Genomic DNA, 18,649 nt, shown 5'->3' on the forward strand with positions numbered 1-18,649 from the left:
TCGTCATCATGATCAGCAAACGCGGCGTCGTATCTCGATTACTGGGATGCGGCGCCGAAAGCGTTTTAAGAGCAAGGAAGCGTCGGAGCGCCTCGCGCGAAAACCGCATGGCCGACGACAACGCTGCGAGATGGCGCTCGACGCGCATCTCGCGCAGTAAGATCATTTCGGCGCGTTCTTATCGTCTCGCGTCTTTGCGTCTATAAATGCGCCGCGTAAACGAGCTACGGAGCGCTTCATGAAGATTTCGGCGCGTCACATTATTATGATTATGGCTGCGGCGCTCGCCTGCGCCCTCGCTGCGTCCTTCGCCTCCGCGCGCGCCGAAGTCTCGCCTGAGGCGGCTCAGACCGCCTCGCCAAGGCCGCCTGGCCGCGTCGAGAGCTTTACGCCGCCGGCGCCTGATCGCGCCGTGCCGACGAGCCGCGGCGAGTTGATGAATTCCTTCGCGCCGGTGGTCAAAAAGGCGCAGCCGGCCGTTGTCAACGTCTTCGCGTCGCGCGTCGAGCGCATGCCCGCCAATCCACTTTTCGACGACCCGATCTTTCGTCGCTTTTTTGGCGAGGGCGGCGGCATGCCGGGACGCAACATGGCCCAATCGCTGGGCTCGGGCGTGATCGTCGATCAGAGCGGCCTTGTCGTCACCAACAACCACGTGATCGAGGGCATGACCGACGTGAAGGTGGCGCTCGCCGACAAGCGCGAATTCGCCGCCAAGATTTTGTTGCGCGATCCGCGCACCGATCTCGCGGTGCTGAAGCTGGTCGACGGCGCCAATTTTCCGACGATGGAGCTTGGCGATTCGGACGCGCTCGAAGTCGGCGATTTGACGCTCGCGATCGGCAATCCTTTCGGCGTCGGTCAAACCGTGACGCAAGGCATTATTTCGGCGCTTTCGCGCACCCATGTCGGCATCAGCGACTATGGCTTTTTCATTCAGACGGACGCGGCGATCAATCCCGGCAACTCGGGCGGACCGCTGGTCGATATGAACGGGCGCGTCGTCGGCATCAATTCCGCGATCTTCTCGAAGTCCGGCGGATCGGTCGGCATCGGCTTCGCCATCCCCGTCAATATGGTCAAGAGCGTGATCGCCGCCGCGAAGGGCGGCGGCAAGCAGGTGCGGCGGGCGTGGATGGGCGCGACGCTGCAAACGCTCTCGCAGGAGATAGCCGACGGTCTCGGGCTCGATCGTCCTACCGGCGCTTTGCTGGCCGACGTCGATCCAAAGGGGCCGTCAGCTGAAGCCGGTCTAAAGCGCGGCGACGTCATTATCTCGGTCGACGGCCAGACGGCCGATGACCCGGAGGCGGTCGGCTATCGGCTCGCCACCAAGCCAATTGGCGGGCAGGCGACGCTCGTCGTATTGCGTGGCGGCAAAAAGATTGTCGCGCAAATTCGACTCGCGCCGGCGCCGGAAACGCCGCCGCGCGACGCGATAAGGATAAAGGGCGCGTCGCCCTTCGCCGGCGCGACGGTCATGAATATTTCTCCCGCGGTCATCGAAGAGATGTCTGTGCAGGGAACGACCAATGGCGTCGTAGTTTCCGAGGTCGATGACGGCTCCTATGCGCAGCAGCTCAATCTGCAGCGCGGCGACATAATTCTCGCCGTCAATGATCAAAAGATCGGGACGACGCGCGACCTGGAGAGCGTAACGGCAGGGCGCGCCTACTATTGGAAGATCACCCTGGCGCGCGGCGGGCAGGTGTTCACGACCGTCATCGGCGGTTAAATCGGCATGGGCGCGCTTGTGATCCTCGTCACGACGATCGACGACGAGGAAAAGGCGCGCGCGCTTGCCCGGGCGGCGCTCTCCGCAAAGCTCGCCGCCTGCGTTCAGATACATCCCATTCGCAGCCATTACGTCTGGAAGGACGAGATGCGCGAAGCGCCTGAGTTCTTGTTGCAGATGAAAGCGCGCGGCGACGACTATCCGGCGCTTGCCGAATTGGTCCGCCGTCTGCATAGCTATGAGACGCCGGAAATTCTGCGCATCGACGTCGCCGAGGCGGACCGAGATTATCTCGCCTGGGCGATGGAGGCGACGCGACGGTAAGCGCGCCGGCGGAGCGTCTTCCAAATCGCCGATCTCGGCATTACCTTTCCTGCGCGGCGACGCTCTGTGCGCCGCGCCAGCCTTCGGGACCCTTGGATGTCACCTCCCACCGACTATTTCGTTGATCGCCGCAGGCTTCGCCGCAAGCTCGGCTGGTGGCGTCTCGCCGCCCTGATCGCCTTAGGTCTGGCGGGCTTCGTCGCTGTGGTGCGGCTCGGCGGCGCCGATTCGGCCGATAAGCTCACGCCGCATATCGCCCGTCTCGAGCTGCAGGGCGTCATTACCGGCGACGACGATACAATCGATATGATCAAGAAAATCGGGGAGTCGAACCAGACGAAGGCTCTGCTGCTGGAGATTGAGAGTCCCGGCGGCACGACGACAGGCTCGGAACGGCTCTATGAGGAGCTTCGGCGCGTTGCGGAGAAGAAGCCCGTCGTCGCCGTTGTCGGAACGGTGGCCGCGTCCGGCGCCTATATCGCCGCGCTTGCCGCCGATACGATCGTTGCGCGCGGCAATTCGCTCGTCGGCTCGATCGGCGTGCTGTTCCAATATCCCAACGTCTCGAAGCTGCTCAATAATTGGGGCGTCGAGGTCGAGACGATAAAATCGTCGCCGCTCAAGGCCGCGCCCAACGGGCTCGAACCGACGAGCCCGGAGGCGCGCGAGGCGGTCGCCAGTCTTGTCGCCGACTCTTACGCTTGGTTTAAGAACCTCGTTCGAGAGCGGCGTAATCTCGACGAGGCGGAACTCGCGAAGGTCTCTGACGGCCGTGTCTTCACCGCGCGGCAGGGCGTGCCGCTGAAGCTCGTCGATCTCATCGGCGGCCAGCGCGAGGCCATCGACTGGCTGGTCGCCAACAAGGGAATTGCGAAAGACATGCCCGTGCGCGAGTGGAAGAAGAAATCCAGCCTGGAGCGGCTTGGGCTTGTCGGCGCCGCCGCCGGCGTCGCGCGGGTCGCCGGACTGGAAGCGATCGCCGGTTTTTTAGAAAAATCAATTCTCCTCGAACGGAGCGGCGAGCTTGACGGCCTTTTGGCGATTTGGCAGCATTCGGCCGCCAACTGACTCGGGCGTCGCGACGCCAACACATTGGATCGCCTCATGATAAAGTCGGAACTTATTCAACGGATCGCGCGCCGAAACGGCCATCTGTACCAGCGCGACGTCGAGACGATCGTCAGCACGATTCTTGACGAGATCACCTCTGCGCTGGCGCGGGGCGATCGCGTCGAATTGCGTGGCTTCGGCGCTTTTTCGGTCAAGAAGCGCGATGCGCGCACCGGCCGCAACCCGCGCACTGGCGCGCAGGTTTCGGTGCAGCAAAAGAGCGTGCCATTCTTCAAAACCGGTAAAGAGATGCGCGAGCGCCTCAATGAAAATTATCCGGGCTGAGGCGATTTAAAGCGGCTGCGTCCTCTCGGTCTCGGGACGCGCGGCAGCGGCGAAGCGGCGGCTGTATGTGGCGGCTGCCCAGCGTGTCGCGCGGCGCCGGCAAGAGGGAGATGTTATGAAGTCCATCCTGCGCGTCATCGTTTTCGTTCCCCTGGCGCTCATCATTCTGTTTTTCTCGATGGCCAACCGCGGCTCGGTGCGCATCGGGCTTGATCCCTTCGCGCCGAGCGACGGATCGGGTCCTTCTTTCGAGGCGCCGATCTTCCTTGTCGTTCTGGCGTCCATGGCGATTGGAGTGCTCGCGGGCGGGATCTCTTCCTGGCTTGGGCATCTCTCCGTGCGCCGCGCCGCGAAGGTCGCTCGCGCCGAGGCGCGCAAGACACGTGTGGAGATCGATAAGCTGCGTCAGCAGGCGTTGGCGAGCCTGCCGGCCGATAAGAGAGTGAAGAGCAGTTAAGCGGCTTCCTGTCGCCACGCCTTAGAGCGCTTCCCGATCACATGGAATCATGTGATCGATAAGGAATCGCTCAACATCAAAATTGGAGCAGGTTCTCATCGAAAAAGTCTGTCACCTTTTTCGGAACCTGCTTTAGAGCGCGGCTCGCGAAAAAGTGGGAACCGGTTTTTCGCGTAGAGCGCGCTCTAAACTATGGAAGTCGATCAATTTATCTGCATTTGGGCGATTCCGCCCAAATGCAGCGTGATCTAGTGAAAATCCCGCGATTTCGGCAGGATGCGGACATTGCGCGGATGGCCGCCGCGCGGATGCTGGGGATGGATGAATTCGTCCGCGCGAGACAGCACGATTTCCGGCCGATGCGCTTCTGACAGCCTATTGAGCTCTTGGCTGCGGTCGATAATGCGCTGCGCCATCAGATGCACGACGTTCTCGGGGCTCTTCTGCACCCTTCCTTCCACCAGCATGAGTCGTGACGCCATCGTCTCGCGGCGGTAGCGCTCGAAGAGCCGCGCCCAGATGACGACATTGAGGATGCCGGTTTCGTCTTCGAGCGTGACGAAAATGGCGTTGCCCTGTCCGGGCCGCTGCCGCACCAGCACGACGCCGGCGCCGCGCGCAAAGGCGCGGTCAGTGAGCGCCGAAACTTCCGCGCAGGACATGATCCGTTCGCGCGCGAAAATCGGCCGCAACACCGCCATTGGATGGGCCTTCAACGAAAGCCGCAGCGTCTGATAATCGGCCGCCACATGTTCGCCAAGCGACATGGACGGCAGCAGCGGATCTTCTTCACTGGCGAGTTCGCGCGCGTCCGCGGCCGCAAAGAGCGGCAGGGGTTTCGCGTCGGGCAGACGCCGCACGGCCCAGAGCGCGTCGCGGCGGTCGCTTTGCAAAGAACGGAATGCGTCGGCGTCGGCGAGCGCACGCATCGTCGCGCCGTTGAGCGCCGCCCGCCGCGCGAGATCTTCGACGCTGTCATAGGGCTTCGTCCGCGCTGCGACGATGCGATGTCCTTCGTTCTCATGCACGCCGTCCGCCTGCCGAAAGCCGAGACGCAATGCCAAATTTCCGTCTTCCGCGCGCTCCAGCCTATTGTCCCATTCACTGAAATTGACGTCGATGGCGCGCACGTCGACGCCATGCTCGCGCGCGTCGCGCACGATCTGCGCCGGCGCGTAAAAGCCCATCGGCTGCGAATTGAGCAGCGCGCAGGCGAAGATCGCCGGATAGTGGCATTTGATCCAGGAGGAGATGTAGACGAGCTTGGCGAAGGACGCGGCGTGGCTTTCCGGAAAGCCATAGGAGCCGAAGCCCTTGATCTGCTCGAAGCAGCTTTGCGCGAAGCCACGATCATAGCCGCGCGCCGCCATGCGCTCGACCATCAACGCCTCGAATTCATGGATCGTGCCGAGATTGCGGAAAGTCGCCATGGCGCGGCGCAGACGATTGGCTTCAACGTCTGAGAATTTTGCGGCGACCATGGCGAGCTTCATCGCCTGCTCCTGAAAGAGCGGCACGCCCTTGGTCTTTTCGAGAACCTTGCGCAATTCATCCGCCGGCCCGTGCTCCGGCGCGGGCGAGGGATAGATCACCGGCTCGCTTCCGGAACGGCGGCGCAGATAGGGATGCACCATATTGCCCTGAATCGGCCCCGGACGCACGATCGCCACCTGAATGACGAGATCATAGAATTCGCGCGGCTTCAGGCGCGGCAGCATGTTCATCTGCGCCCGGCTCTCGACCTGAAAGACGCCGATGGAATCGCCCCGGCATAGCATGTCGTAGGTCGCTCTATCGTCGGCCGGCACATCGGCCAGGCCCATGTCTTTTCCCTCATGGGCGCGTAAATAATCGAAACATTTCCGAATGCAGGTGAGCATGCCGAGCGCCAGCACATCGACCTTCATCAGGCCGAGCGCGTCGATGTCGTCCTTGTCCCATTCGATGAAGGTGCGCTCAGGCATCGCGGCGTTGGCGATGGGCGTCAACTCGTCGAGCCGTCCGCGCGCGAGAACGAAGCCGCCGACATGCTGCGAGAGATGGCGCGGAAAGCCGAGCAGCCGGGTGGCGAAATGAATGGCGCGGCGAATGATTGGATTTTCGGGATCGAGCCCGGTCTGGCGGATATAAGCCTGCGGAATGTCGGAGCCCCAACTGCCCCATTGCGTGCTGGCGAGCGCGGCGGTCACGTCCTCGGTCAGTCCGAAGACCTTGCCGACTTCGCGAATGGCGCTGCGCGGCCGGTAGCTGATGACGGTCGCGACGAGTCCCGCGCGCTCGCGGCCGTATTTGCCGTAAATATGCTGGATGATCTCTTCGCGCCGCTCATGCTCGAAATCGACGTCGATGTCGGGCGGCTCCTTGCGTTCCTGCGAGATGAATCTGGCGAAGAGCAGATCATTCTCCGCCGGATCGACGCAGGTGACGCCGAGCACATAGCAGACGGCGGAATTGGCGGCGGAGCCGCGCCCCTGGCAGAGAATCCCCTTATCTTCGGCGATCCGCACGATGTCGTGGATGGTGAGAAAATAACGCGCATAGTCGAGCGTCTTGATGAGCGCCAGTTCTTCGCGCAGGAGCTTCTCGACCTTCTCCGGCACGCCGTCTGGATAGCGCATCCCCGCGTGGCGATAGGTCAGTTCCTCGAGCCAGTCCTGGGGATTGCGCCCGGGCGGCACCGGCTCATCGGGATATTCATATTTGAGTTGATCGAGCGAGAAATCGACGCGCGCGAGAAAACATTGCGTCTCTTCGATCGCCTCTGGCGTCTCAGTGAAGAGACGCGCCATTTCTTGAGGCGTCTTCAAATGACGCTCGGCGTTGATCTCCAGCCGGCGCCCGGCTTGCGCGAGCGTCACGCCTTCGCGAATGCAGGTCATGACGTCTTGCAGATCGCGCTGGCCGGGATCGGCGTAAAGCGCGTCATTCGTCGCAAGCAAAGGCGTCTGCGTTCGCGCGGCGATCTCTTTCAGTTTTGCAAGACGCCGCCTGTCGTCGCCCCGCCGCGGCATGGTCACGCCGAGCCAGACGTCGCTTGGCGCAAGATCATTGAGACGCGCAAGCATGGACGGCAGGCGCGCCAGATTGCGCGACGGCATGACGATCAGCAGCAGATCGCGGGCGGCTTGTGCGAGATCGTCGACATAAAGACGGCATTCGCCTTTCTTGGCGCGCAGATTCCCTGTCGTCAGCAGCCGCGTGAGCCGCGCCCAGCCGTTGCGGTTTTGTGGATGAACGACGATGTCGGGCGTCTCGTCGGCGAAGACGAGCCGCACGCCGACGACGAGCTTAAAGGATTGAGCGCGCTCTGCGTCGATCTGCGCCAGAGGCGCGGCGTCGTCGCCGGCCGGCGGATCGCGCAATTTTTCGCGCAGCTCTTTAAGCGCGGCATAGGCGCGCACGACCCCGGCGACGCTGTTGCGGTCGGCTATCCCAATTCCGCTATGGCCGAGCAGCAGCGCCGTCAGCGCCATGTCTCCAGGATGCGACGCGCCGCGCAGAAAGGAGAAATTCGTCGCCGCGACGAGTTCGGCGAAAGGCGCGCTCATGCGAAGAGCCCATGCAGGAACCAGCGCGGCGCGGCGGTTTCGCTTTCATAGAGGCCTTCGCGAAACACCCAGAAGCGGTGGCCGTCGCGATCCTCCAGCCGGTAATAGTCGCGCGTTCGCCTGTCGCGGCCGACTGCGTTGCGCCACCATTCCGGCGCGATGCGCTCGGGCCCTTCGGCGCGGGCGATCAAATGGCGCACGCGGCGCCATTTGAAATGCATCGGCGGCCCGTCCGGGGTCTCCGCCATTGTGTCGATGGGCTGCGGCGGATCGAACAGAAACAGCGGCCGCAAGGGCGGTTCGGCCGGCTCCGGTTTCTCCCAGGAATTGGGTTTGGAAGGAGACGCCGCGTAAACATAGGAGGCGGCGCGCACGGGATCATGCGTCTCATGCGCCGCAAAGCGCAGCACGCGTTCGCGGCCAAAACGCGCCGCCAGGCGATCGACGAGATCGGCGACGTCGCCTTCCTGCGCGTCCTGCCGCTCGAAGCCGATCTGGCTTTGCGCCAGAGTTTCGGCGTTGAGGACGCAAAAGCGGATAACGTCGAAGCCGAATCCCGGATCGAGCGGATCGGCGAGCGAGTCGGCCTTCAGGCGAAAAAGACGCAGCAATGCCTCGACATTGCGCGAGGGCGCGCCGGTTTCGAAATTGAGGGCCGCGACGGCGCCGTCGGTGCGAAAGAAGCGCGCTTCAAAAGCGCGGCCGCCTTCGCCACGTCTTTCGAGAATGCTCATCGCTTCCGCGATCAACGGCCGCAGAACATTCTCTATCGCAGAGAGATCGAGAAAAGGCTCGGCGAAGCGCCGCTCGACCATGCATTCCGGCAAGGGCCGCAAGGGCGTGATGCGCGCGTCTTCGCGTCCCAGAATGCGGGTCAGCCGCCGCATGGTTTCGTCGCCAAAACGCGCCGTCAGCGCGGCCGAGGAACGATCGGCGAGATCGCCCAAGCTCGTGAGGCCGGCGCGCGTCAGCGCCACGCTCGTCTCTTTTGGCGCTTCGAGCGCGGCGATGGAGAGCGGGCGTGTGAAAATTTCATCTTCGCCCGGAGGCGTGACGCCCTCTTGGCCAAAACGCGCCAGAGCGCGCGCGGCCTCGGGCGTTCCGGCGACGGCGGCGCGGCCCGTGAAGGAGAGGCGCGCCATCGCCTGCAGGATGCAGGTCCGCATCATCGCTTCGCCGCCAAAAAGATGCGCGCAGCCGGTCGCGTCGAGCAAGAGGCCGCAGGGCGGATCGAGCGCCACGAGCGGCGTGAACTGTTCGCAAAAGGCGGCCAGCCGCAGCATCAGCCGCTCGTCGGCGTCAGGGTCGGCCTGCGCGACGGCGAGATGGGGGGCGCGCGCCCTGGCGTCGGCGAGCGTCATGCCCGGCGTCAGACCGAGCGCGATCGCCTTTCGATCGAGCGCGTCGATGCGCAGCGCGCTGCGTTCTTTTTTGACGAGGATGAGCGGCGCGTCATCCGAATTTGCGTCCGGCTGTCTGAGGCGCGCCTTCGCCAGGCGCTCCGCCGACAGGAAGGGAAGCCACAGGGCCAGATAGCGACGATGCGTCGAATGTTCTGTCCTCGAAGGCGCCACGGTCACGGTTCCACTCCACACGCCACTCATGCTGCTCTTGCCCCGCCGCGCCGCCACGCTGGCGCAGCAGAAAAACCGTAAAAGCCGCTGATCCCGGCGCATTCGCCGCCAGCGCGCGGGAAGGCGCGGCGCGCACCAGCCAGCGGCTGGCGGCGGCGCTCGGCGCAGGGGAGGCGCCGATGCGCGTAACGAAGATCGGCGAGCCGGCGGCGGCCGCCGCCAGAGAGAGGCGCCGGCTCGCGGTGAGGTCATAGGCGCGCGCTTCGCCGAAGAGTTCGATCAGCGTCGCGCCCACAGTTGCGCAGCGCCCGGCCTCCAGGCCCGCCTGCAGCGCCTCCTTGGCGTCGCGCACGCGAATGAAGGCGACAGCGGCGGGGTCGAGGCTGATGTCGGCGAGGCCCGGCGGATAGGGCGCGCCGGATTCGGCGGTCAGCGCCTCCTGCCGGACCCAGAGCAGCGGCTTCTCCGCGCCCGCCAATGCGCGCCTGGCGAGCGCCAGGGCGAAGCCCGTCGCCGCCGGGGCGTCGGCGGCGGTCCCGGCATAGGCCTCATGCAGCGCCGCCCGGAGAATGCCGCCGCCAAGCCGCCGATCAAGGGCGGGCGCGCCCAGCGCGATCGTCTCGGCAGCTGCGGCCGGATGGGCGCAAGCCAGGCTTTTCCGCAGCGACGCCAGCGGTTGGGTCATCTCACGAGTTCCTGTTATGTTCTTATAATGACTCCCGATGCGGGAGAGTCAAGCTATGGGGTTAGGGAGAACAATCAGGTGAAAGGGCGACTACACTCGCCCTCTGCTGAGGAACGCCCGCAAGTCGGGTTTACCCGACTTGCGCATATAAATGTCGATCTTGGGCTTGCCCAAGATCGGGGCGCGTCTCGAAGCGCGAGGGCGAGGTCCCGAGGGCGTCATGAAGGTTTCCTCGTCCTTCGAGACGCGGCCTTCGGCCGCTCCTCAGGATGAGGAAATCTTCACCCCATCGTCAGAGAAGCGTGCAGCGTCGTCTTCTGCGCTCACTTCGTCTTCAGATATTCGACAATGGCCATCGCGCCGGCGACGTCGTCCGACCAATCGAGCTTCAAGGTCTTGCCGTCCTCGACGACGTCTTTGTCGTGTCCCTTGTTGGAGAGCGCCGGAAAGGACGTCGTGTCGAAACGATAGCCCTCGCGCGAGAGCGTCTGCGCCGGCTCCCAGGAGAAGCCGACGAGCTTCTTGTCATAGTCCAGCCGGCTCTTGATGAAGACAGCCGGGCGCTCGCGCGGGACGAGGAGATGATAAAGCGTCGGCACTGAGCCGTTGTGCAGATAGGGGGCCTGCGCCCACACGCCGCCAAGCGGCAGCGCGTTATAGCCTTCATGCGTCGCGGGATCGGCCATGGAGACGTCGGCGCGGTTCTCCAGCGAGACCCCTTCGAACTTGGCGCAGGGCGCGATCCGGTCGCCCGAGGGCGGCATCTCGACGACTCTCGTCGGCGGACAGATCTTCGTGAAACTGTCGCGGGCGTTTTTCGCAATTATATCACTAACGACCCGCGCCCGGCCGAGATCCGTGCCGAGGTCGTAGACCTTGCCGTTATGCGGCCGATGACACGCCGCGCAATTTTCTTCAAAGAGCGCCGCGCCCTTTTTTGCGAGCGCGAGATCGACGGGGAAGGGATAGACGGGCGCCGGCAGATCGCGCAGCAGATCCTCGCTGAAAGCGGCGATGCGAATGTCGGTGTCGGCTCCGAGCCCCAACGTCAATTCGGCGGCGAGGTTGCGGAAGATCGGAATCGGAATATTGCCGTTCCATTGCCCGCCGCCGTCGACGAGTAGCGTGTGATCCGGGGACCAGCGCGCCAGCCGCTTCTCCTGCTCCCACACGGCCATGAAGTCGGTGATGCCCGGCGTCGGCGGCAGGCTTGTCTTCGGATCGGGATTTTCGCCGCGCGCTTCGGCGGCGGCGTAGACCATCGACGTGCTGACTCCGGTCGCGTCGGCCATGCCGCCGAAGCCCTGGGTCATCTGCTCCTCGAAGCCTTTGTAGTTCTTGTAGACGAGGTCGAGCAGCGAGACGTATTCCAGTCCCGCACGCGTTAGATATTTGCCGATGATCGCTGGCGCGTCCTGCATGAAGAGCTCGATCTGACGCGTCTCATAGGCGGCGTCGAAGCGGCGGCCAGCGAAGGAGTAATTCTTGTAGAAGTAATTTCTGTCTTGGGCATGCGCCTTGTCGAGCGCTGTAAGAATGGCCCGAGTGGCGCGTTCGATCTTCTCCTCTGGCGTCGTCGCGCCGGCGGTGATCTTCTCGATCGTGTTTCTGACTCTGACGCGATATTGCACGAGATTGAACTGCGCGTTCACGCCGCCGTCGAGATAGCGAAAACTGCCGTCATCGAGACGCACGCGGCCGATATGGCAGGCGCCGCAACTCAACGCCGCGTAATCGACGGCGCCGCTGGGAGTGTCGCGCGCCAATCCGGTCCAGCCGAAGCCGCGCGCGATGGGGTAGGTGGGATCGCGCTCATCGATGAAGAGGCCGGCGACGTCGAGAAAATTATTCCCGCTGCCCCATTCTTCGGGCGCGAGCTTCGGCAGCAGCTTCAAAATGATGAAGGGCGCGCCATCCGTCAGGCCAAAGGGAAAATCCGCGAACCAACGATAGGCGACCGGCTTGCGGCTGATGTAGGCGTCGAGCGCCTTCAACCGTCTTTCTTGCTCGGCGCGCCACTCGCCGCCGGCCGGCGCCGTTTGCGCCCAAACCGGCGCGTGGAGGCAGGCGTGTGACGCCAGCGCCAAGCCTGCGACGAACGAAACGCGCGCGATAGCGCTTGTGAGATGCGTCACCACGGCCATTTTGGGAATCCCGTCGGCTCTTTGGGCTGGGACCGGAACTTCGAAGAGGCGATATAGACGTCGCGACGCAGCCGATTGATGCCGCCTATCGGTCGATGCGCCGTCAGCCCGTGCCATGGCGTGAACGCCATATGCTCGCATTCCGTCACCTGAAACGCATTGTCGAAATCTTGCTTGTCGATCTCGATCGTCGCGACATTTTGCTGCGGCGCGGTCGTCTCCGACCATTCGGCGGTCGCGTCTTCGATTGGCAGCGAATCATCATTGCGCAGCTGGACTTTGAAATCGAAGACAGCCGGCTTGCCATTGGCGGGATCGAGGCTCTTCTTCATCGCCTCGCGCAGATAATTCGTGGTTGGATTTGCCGGCACGGGCGTCTTTTCCCCGCCTCTCGGCGTCACGCTGAATTTCGCGACCCTGTCGGGGCCATAGAGAAACGGCGCAGCGGAAAAATACGGACTCTCGAGCGGATTGCCGACATTGGTTTGCTGGATCTTCTTGACGACCGCCGCCGTCTTCAGTCGATCGGGCGACAGGGGCGGCGTAAAAAAGGACGTGATGTCGTCATGTTTCGCGAGCTGAATTTTGGTGACTTCCAGATATTCGGAGACGTTCGGGAAGGCGAAACCGGGAAGATTGATCAGCAGGAAGTCCTGCGTCTTCGCGCCGGGTTCGTTCAGCAGCGTCTCTCCCTCGACGCCGATGAGCTTGATCGCCATGCCGCGGCTGTCGGGTCCCTTCTTTCCAAGATCGGGCGCAAGAAAGGGCGTAGCGTTGGAGAAGCGAATCCAGGCCGGATATTTCTTGCCCGGCGTCGCGAAGACGCCAGCCCGGTAATTCTGGGGGATATCGGGATTGACGATGAACGTCGCTTTGACGCAGCCGTGATCTTTTGGATGCACGCCGCGCCGCGCCATGCCTTCAGGATAGCGCATCTGCAGAAGCTGCGTGGTGAGCGAAATGATCTGCCCAATCTGCTCGGCTTCGCCCGGAGGCGCCTTTTCGAACTTGGTGAGCGGCGGCGGCGTCGTGACGGCGGCTGCCGCCTGCTCGGCGTGGGCGCCTTGGCGCGGACTTGTTGACACGGCCAAAAGCATGGCGGCCGCGACAGACGCGCTCCGTCTCTTTGTCATGATCGTCCTCCCCTCGAGAAAGCGATTTTTAAATTGCGCATTTGAAAGAAGTCCGCCGCAATGGCGTTATACGCCCGCGTGACCTTGACGCCTAGAATGGCGTTATCGACGTTGTGAAGAACGTTGAGCGGCGCGATAGCAGATGCGGTTGCGGCGAAGCTCGCCGCGAGCAGCTCTCTCAAGAACATTGTTCGCTCCCACCCGAATCGACGAAACTGAAAACGCTATCAGTTTTGCAAACTGACAAAGGCGCAATATAAGCTTGCCGCTTGTGGGGGAACGCCGATCCTTCGCTAAGGTTCCGCCGGCGGTCGAATTTGCAGCGCAGGATGCGCAGCGCAGCGCAGTGGCGCGCGGTTGCGCCTATCCCTTGCGCGCAACTATAGTAGCGATCTCAAACAGTGCGGAGTGCGCCCATTGCGCGTCGCCGTTTACGATCGGCTGCCGAAGACAGAACAGCGGTTTTGCGGAAGCGATTCCGCAGAGCCGAAAAATGTCATCGAACGGTCGTGAAAAGCGGGCTTCGATGCGCGCCAGACAATGTGCTCAATGATCCTGGCTGAAGCGGACTCAGAGAACGCGCCCGTAGGTTCACGTCGCTTCGGCGTTGAGTCCTGTGCGCAATTTGGCGCTGAGCTTATTCATGACGCTTGTTGCGACCGCGCGCGGATCCGCCATATGGGTCTTCGCGGCCGCGCAGCGCTCGCGCGGGCCGTCGAGAAGCGGCTCCGACGTCTGCCCGGCGTCCTTTTCGTTCGATCCAGCGAATTGACGGGTTCGACTCTCATTGAATTTCAGCAGCCCCTCACAAGCGCGCGGCTGATGCAGGCGCTCGAAGCGGCGGTCGCCGAAGAGCCGGCATGGGACGTCGGCGAAGGCGCGTCGCTCACGCCGGAAAACGCCGCTCACGCCGAGGCGATCGCTGCGCTCGCGACGCGGCTGGAGACGGATATCGGTCGAGGCTTAACGACAGAGGACGCCGCGGCGAGATTAGGGAAATGGGGGCGTAACGAGCTCCGCCGCGCAGAGCCGCGCTCGGCTGCGATTGTTTTCGCCGAGCAGTTGACCAGTCTGCCGATTGTTTTGCTCGGCGCATCGGCGGTGGTGTCGCTCGCGACCGGCGGCGTCGCCGACGCGGTGATGATCGCTGCGGTGGTGCTGATCAACGCCGGCATCGCCGCGGCCACCGAACGTCAGGCGGACCGTACGATTTCGGGCCTTGCCTCGGAGGAGCTATCGGACGCCGCCGTGATCCGTGATGGCGCGCGATTGAGGATCGACGCGCGCGATCTCGCGCCGGGCGACCTCCTGCTGATCGAGCGCGGCGTCTTCGTGCCTGCAGACGCGCGCCTGATCGCCAGCGACGATCTGACCGTGAACGAATCGCCGCTCACCGGCGAGGCGCAACCGGCGCCGAAAGACGCAAAGATTGTTCTGGCGCCGGATACGGGAGTCTCGGATCGTCGCAATATGGTGTTTCGCGGCACTGCGGTGACCGGCGGATCCGGCGCAGCCATTATCACCGCTATCGGCGCGCAGACCGAGATCGGCCGCGTGCAGCAGTTGCTCGGCGCGCTGCAGCGGCCCCAGACTCCCATCCAGCGCGAACTTGGCGACGTCGAGCGCGAACTTGTCATCGTCAATGGCGCCATTTGCGCGTGCGTCTTCGCTCTTGGTCTTCTGCGCGGCCACGGACTTATCCCCACTCTGCGCAGCGCGATTTCGCTTGCCGTGGCCGCCATCCCCGAAGGGCTGCCCGCAGTCGCGACCACGACGCTCGCCTTGGGCGTGCAGGACATGCGCAAACGCAAGGTGCTGGTGCGCAAGATCGACGCGGTGGAGACGCTTGGGGCGATCGAAACGATCGGACTCGATAAGACCGGCACGCTCACCGAAAACCGCATGGCGGCCGTTTGCGTGCACGTCGACAATGGCGCGGTTGAGCTGCAGGAGGGCCGACTGTTGCGAGACGGCGTCGATGCCGACGCCGCAACAGTCGCTATTGCGCGTCGCCTCTTCGAAGCGGCGACGCTATGCAGCGCCGCCGCCGTCGCGCCCGCGGCGAAAGGTTGGGAGATCGACGGCACGCCGACCGAAACCGCGCTGATCGAAGCGGGCGTGGCGATGGGCGTCGATCCCATCGCTTTGCGTCGATCTGCTCCTATGGCGACCTGCGTGGCGCGCGGCGAGGGCCGCAAGCGCATGAGCACGCTCCACGAAGTGGCCGGCGGCGTGCGCGTGCTCTGCGTCAAAGGCGATCCGGTCGAGGTGCTGGCGCGTTGCGCGACCCGCAGCATGGCCGATGGCGTAGCGCCGCTTGACGGCCCGGCGCGGACCGCCATTCTCAAGGCCAATGAACGCATGGCTGGCGACGCGCTGCGCGTTCTCGGCGTCGCGATCGGCGAAGCCGGCGGCGATCCCCGTGACGAGCGGGATCTCGTGTGGCTTGGACTCGCCGGCATGGCGAATCCTATTCGCGCCAGCGTCGGCCCGGCGCTCAAGCAGCTGCATCGCGCCGGCGTGCGCACGGTGATGATCACCGGCGATCAAAGCGCGACCGCCTTCGCCATCGCGCGGCGCCTCGATCTCAATCACGGCGGCGAGCTGCGCGTGCTCGAAGCCGGGCAGATGGCGAAGATGCAGCCCGAGATGCTCGAGGCGCTGGCGAGACAGCCGCATGTATTCGCGCGCGTCAGCCCCGTCGACAAGCTCAACATCGTCAAGGCGCTGCAAGGCCACGGCCATATCGTGGCGATGACTGGCGACGGCGTCAACGACGGCCCCGCCTTGCGCGCGGCGGACGTCGGAATCGCAATGGGCGGAGAAGGCGCCGACGTCGCCCGTCAGGTCGCCGACATCGTGCTCGCGACCGACGACATGGATGGCATCGTCGAGGCGATCCGACTTGGCCGCGCCACTTACGCGAATATCCGCAAGGTGCTGCGCTATCTCATATCGACCAACGCATCCGAGACGATCGCCATGCTCGGCGCCGCGCTGGTCGGCGGCGAGCCGTTGACGCCGATGCAACTGCTCTGGCTCAATCTGGCGACCGACGCGCTGCCGGCGATCGCGCTAGGACTTGAGCCGCCGGAGCCCGACGTTCTCGATAGGCCGCCGCATGATCCGAAAGCGCCGATTCTTGCCGCTTCCGATTTTAGGCGCATTCTTCGCGAGGGTTCGGTGATGGGCGTCGCGGCGCTTATCGGCTATTTCAGCCTCGGCGGCGGGGCAGGCGGCGCGCGCGCCGGCACCGTCACCTTTCACGGCCTCACCTGCGGCCAGTTGCTCCACAGCCTGTCCTGTCGTTCGGAGTTGCGCGGATTAAGCTGCGAGATCGGCAGGCCGCCCAATCCGACGCTCTATGGCGCCGTCGGCGCGACCCTGCTGCTGCAGGCGGGTGTGCAACTCTTTCCGTTGACCCGGCGACTTCTCGGCCTGTCGCCGCTCGGCGCCGGCGATCTGTTGCGGATCGGCGCCATCGCCCTCGGCAGTTCGCTCGCTAACGATATCATCGGCAGAATCGCCGATCGCGAAGAGGCGCCGCCGTTCGGCAATGGAGAAAGCGATGTCGCCTGACATGATCTTCACGTCGGAGTCGGTGACTCCGGGTCACCCCGACAAGCTCTGCGATCAGATCAGCGATGCGGCCATTGATGCGCTCCTGCGTGAAGACGATCGCGCGCGCGCAACTGTGGAGTGCGCCCTGGCGACGGGCGTCGTCTTTCTCGCCGCGCGATACGCCGCCGACGCGCTCGTCGATTTGCCGGCGCTCGCGCGTGCGGTCATGCAGGAGGCCGGCTACGCCGCCGGAAGCTTCGACGCGCGCAATTGCTCGATACTGACGAGCTTCGTTGAATTGCCGCTCGAGGCGCGCGAGCCGCCTCTCCAAGAGCTCGACGACGACGCGGCGATCAGCAGGCGCGTCGCGCATGAGCAAGCCAATGTTTTCGGTTACGCCTGTCGCGATACGCCTGAATTCATGCCGGCGCCGATTAGCCTCGCGCATAAGGTCGCCCGCGCCCTCGACGCCGCTCGGCGCAACGGATTTTCGTCGCTCTCGCCCGACGCCAAGACGCAAGTCTCGATTGAATATCGCGGCGGTCGCCCCGCACGAATCTATGGGGTTTCGCTGACCGTCGCCTTTGACGGCGAGGCGATGGACGACACCAAGTTCGGACAGCTGCGCGCGATCGCGCTTGATGCGCTTTCCGCGGGCGCCATGAGGCCGGACGCCCACACGACGGTTCACGTCAATGCCGGCGAACCCTTTGAAATCGGCGGACCGGCGCGCCACGCCGGCCTGACCGGGCGCAAGAACGGCATCGATGCCTATGGCGAGATCGCGCGCCAGAGCGGCTCGGCGCTGTCAGGCAAGGACCCTTCGCGCATCGAACGCGCCGGCGCTTACGCGGCGCGGCACGCCGCCAAGAATATCGTCGCGGCGGGCCTTGCCGAGCGCTGCGAAGTTCACCTGGCTTACGCGGCGGGGCAGGCGGAGCCCATCAGTCTCTCGGTCGAGACCTTCGGCACGGGCTATCTTGCGGATGAGAAAATCGCCAGACGCCTCGCCGCGCTCCTGGATTTCCGGCCTGGCTCGATCGTACGCCGCTTCGGCTTGCGCACCGCGCCCCAGATGTGCGGCCCGGCCGGCTTCTATCTTCCGCTCGCGACCTACGGACATTTCGGCCGCGCCGATCTCCTCCTCCCGTGGGAAGCGCTGGATGTCGTGGATGCGCTTAAGAGTTAAGCCTATTCCCCATTCCCGCCGTCGCCATCCAGCGACCAAACGCCGCCCAGTCGGCTCGCGTACCACAGCAAGGTGATCGCCGGCGGAAAAACGCTTTCCTTCGACATCTGCCACAGCGCGGCGGCAAAGAGCGCGAGCGCCGCGATGACCTTTGGATCGATGGAAACTTCCGGCGCCTCGCGCGCGGCGTGAGGCGCTTCGCCGACGACAAAGAGCCGCGCCTCCTGCGCCGCGGCGCCGATGCGCGCCAAGGGTCCGCTGTGCTGAATGAGCACGCTGCCCGTCAGCGGCGCCACTTCGACGTTGCGAACGCCGGCGATCGCCGACAGGCCCTTGGAGACCGAAGCGAAATAAGCGGCGTCGCCGCGGCGGTCGGCGACACGCAGCCGCGCGCGGCCGGGCATGGCGTGGGCCACCTGCGCCAGTGGCAGGATTGCGTCGTTCATTTACGCGTTCTCGCTTGCGGCCCGGGAGGCGGGAGCTTCGCCTGCTGGCGCCGCGCTCTCGGGCTTTGACGTTGCTTCGGGCTTGGTTTCGGTCTTCGCTTCAGTTCTGGCTTGCGCGGCCTTGGCCTGGGCGGCGGCCATCGCGGCCGCGAAAATATCGGCTGCGGCCTCGGTCTTCGCTTCGGCGAAGAGATCCTCGGCGGCCTCGGCGAGTTCGGCGCCTTGCACGCGCGCTTCGTGATAGGCCATCACCGCGGCTTTCATCGCCGCCTTGGCGATCGGGCGCACGCGCTGCGTTCCCTGACGGTTCAGGAGCAAAACGGCGGCGGCGCCCGTCAACGCGCCCAATGCAAATCCAAAGGGTTTCATCACTTCGACTCCGGTCCGATTCGCTATGGGCCGCCGGGGCCAAGCGGCGACGGCGAAGAAATTCTATCAAGACATCCTATCAGCAACAA

The 18,649-nt window shown here is 64.2% G+C and carries 14 protein-coding genes; 7 read left to right on the forward strand and 7 right to left on the reverse strand.

What is annotated here, in order from left to right; all coding sequences use genetic code 11:
- Positions 1–238 precede the first annotated feature (238 nt).
- The 5 genes from HUN39_RS16545 (at position 239) to HUN39_RS16565 (ending at position 3,911) form a co-directional block, all read left to right on the forward strand.
- Entirely contained in the window at positions 239–1,735 is a 1,497-nt protein-coding gene (locus HUN39_RS16545) for a DegQ family serine endoprotease (RefSeq protein ID WP_175095549.1), read from the forward strand.
- Between the two features lie 6 nt (positions 1,736–1,741).
- Complete coding sequence (cutA, locus tag HUN39_RS16550; RefSeq protein ID WP_175095550.1) at positions 1,742–2,059, forward strand: divalent-cation tolerance protein CutA; 318 nt, start codon at positions 1,742–1,744, stop codon at positions 2,057–2,059.
- A gap of 96 nt (positions 2,060–2,155) precedes the next feature.
- Entirely contained in the window at positions 2,156–3,127 is a 972-nt protein-coding gene (gene sppA / locus HUN39_RS16555) for a signal peptide peptidase SppA (protein ID WP_175095551.1), read from the forward strand.
- Positions 3,128–3,163: 36 nt separating this feature from the next.
- Positions 3,164–3,454, forward strand: coding sequence for an integration host factor subunit beta (gene ihfB / locus HUN39_RS16560; RefSeq protein WP_014890734.1), 291 nt, complete (start codon positions 3,164–3,166; stop codon positions 3,452–3,454).
- Between the two features lie 115 nt (positions 3,455–3,569).
- Positions 3,570–3,911 carry a LapA family protein gene (locus HUN39_RS16565; protein ID WP_175095552.1) on the forward strand — a complete coding sequence of 114 codons (342 nt, stop codon included), beginning with the start codon at positions 3,570–3,572 and terminating at the stop codon, positions 3,909–3,911.
- A 248-nt stretch (positions 3,912–4,159) separates the two neighbouring features.
- Here HUN39_RS16565 and HUN39_RS16570 read toward each other — a convergent pair whose 3' ends face one another.
- The 5 genes from HUN39_RS16570 to HUN39_RS16585 form a co-directional block, all read right to left on the reverse strand.
- Positions 4,160–7,459: an error-prone DNA polymerase gene (locus HUN39_RS16570; RefSeq protein WP_175095553.1), complete on the reverse strand. Its 3,300-nt coding sequence runs from the start codon at positions 7,457–7,459 to the stop codon at positions 4,160–4,162.
- Positions 7,456–8,820: a Y-family DNA polymerase gene (locus HUN39_RS16575; RefSeq protein ID WP_210267026.1), complete on the reverse strand. Its 1,365-nt coding sequence runs from the start codon at positions 8,818–8,820 to the stop codon at positions 7,456–7,458. Before HUN39_RS16575 ends, HUN39_RS16570 begins: the two co-directional genes overlap by 4 nt.
- A gap of 91 nt (positions 8,821–8,911) precedes the next feature.
- Positions 8,912–9,718, reverse strand: a complete 807-nt coding sequence (locus HUN39_RS19035; RefSeq protein ID WP_210267024.1) for a hypothetical protein — start codon at positions 9,716–9,718, stop codon at positions 8,912–8,914.
- 323 nt (positions 9,719–10,041) lie between these two features.
- Entirely contained in the window at positions 10,042–11,862 is a 1,821-nt protein-coding gene (locus HUN39_RS16580) for a c-type cytochrome (RefSeq protein ID WP_175095555.1), read from the reverse strand.
- Complete coding sequence (locus HUN39_RS16585) at positions 11,850–12,995, reverse strand: catalase family protein (protein ID WP_232366163.1); 1,146 nt, start codon at positions 12,993–12,995, stop codon at positions 11,850–11,852. Before HUN39_RS16585 ends, HUN39_RS16580 begins: the two co-directional genes overlap by 13 nt.
- A 678-nt stretch (positions 12,996–13,673) precedes the next feature.
- Between HUN39_RS16585 and HUN39_RS16590 the strand changes: the two genes are divergently transcribed.
- On the forward strand, positions 13,674–16,574 hold the full coding sequence (locus tag HUN39_RS16590; RefSeq protein WP_232366164.1) for a cation-translocating P-type ATPase: 2,901 nt from the start codon (positions 13,674–13,676) through the stop codon (positions 16,572–16,574).
- The gene (gene metK / locus HUN39_RS16595; RefSeq protein WP_175095556.1) at positions 16,564–17,745 is read left to right on the forward strand and encodes a methionine adenosyltransferase; all 1,182 of its coding nucleotides are present in this window, start codon (positions 16,564–16,566) and stop codon (positions 17,743–17,745) included. Before HUN39_RS16590 ends, metK begins: the two co-directional genes overlap by 11 nt.
- 2 nt (positions 17,746–17,747) lie before the next feature.
- Here the strand turns inward: metK and HUN39_RS16600 are convergent, their stop codons facing one another.
- A complete protein-coding gene (locus tag HUN39_RS16600; protein WP_175095557.1) occupies positions 17,748–18,191 on the reverse strand; it encodes a hypothetical protein in 444 nt (147 codons plus the stop codon).
- The gene (locus tag HUN39_RS16605; protein ID WP_175095558.1) at positions 18,192–18,560 is read right to left on the reverse strand and encodes a DUF5132 domain-containing protein; all 369 of its coding nucleotides are present in this window, start codon (positions 18,558–18,560) and stop codon (positions 18,192–18,194) included.
- Between the last annotated feature and the right edge of the window lie 89 nt (positions 18,561–18,649).

The sequence above is a fragment of the Methylocystis silviterrae genome (assembly GCF_013350005.1).
Lineage (GTDB): Bacteria > Pseudomonadota > Alphaproteobacteria > Rhizobiales > Beijerinckiaceae > Methylocystis > Methylocystis silviterrae.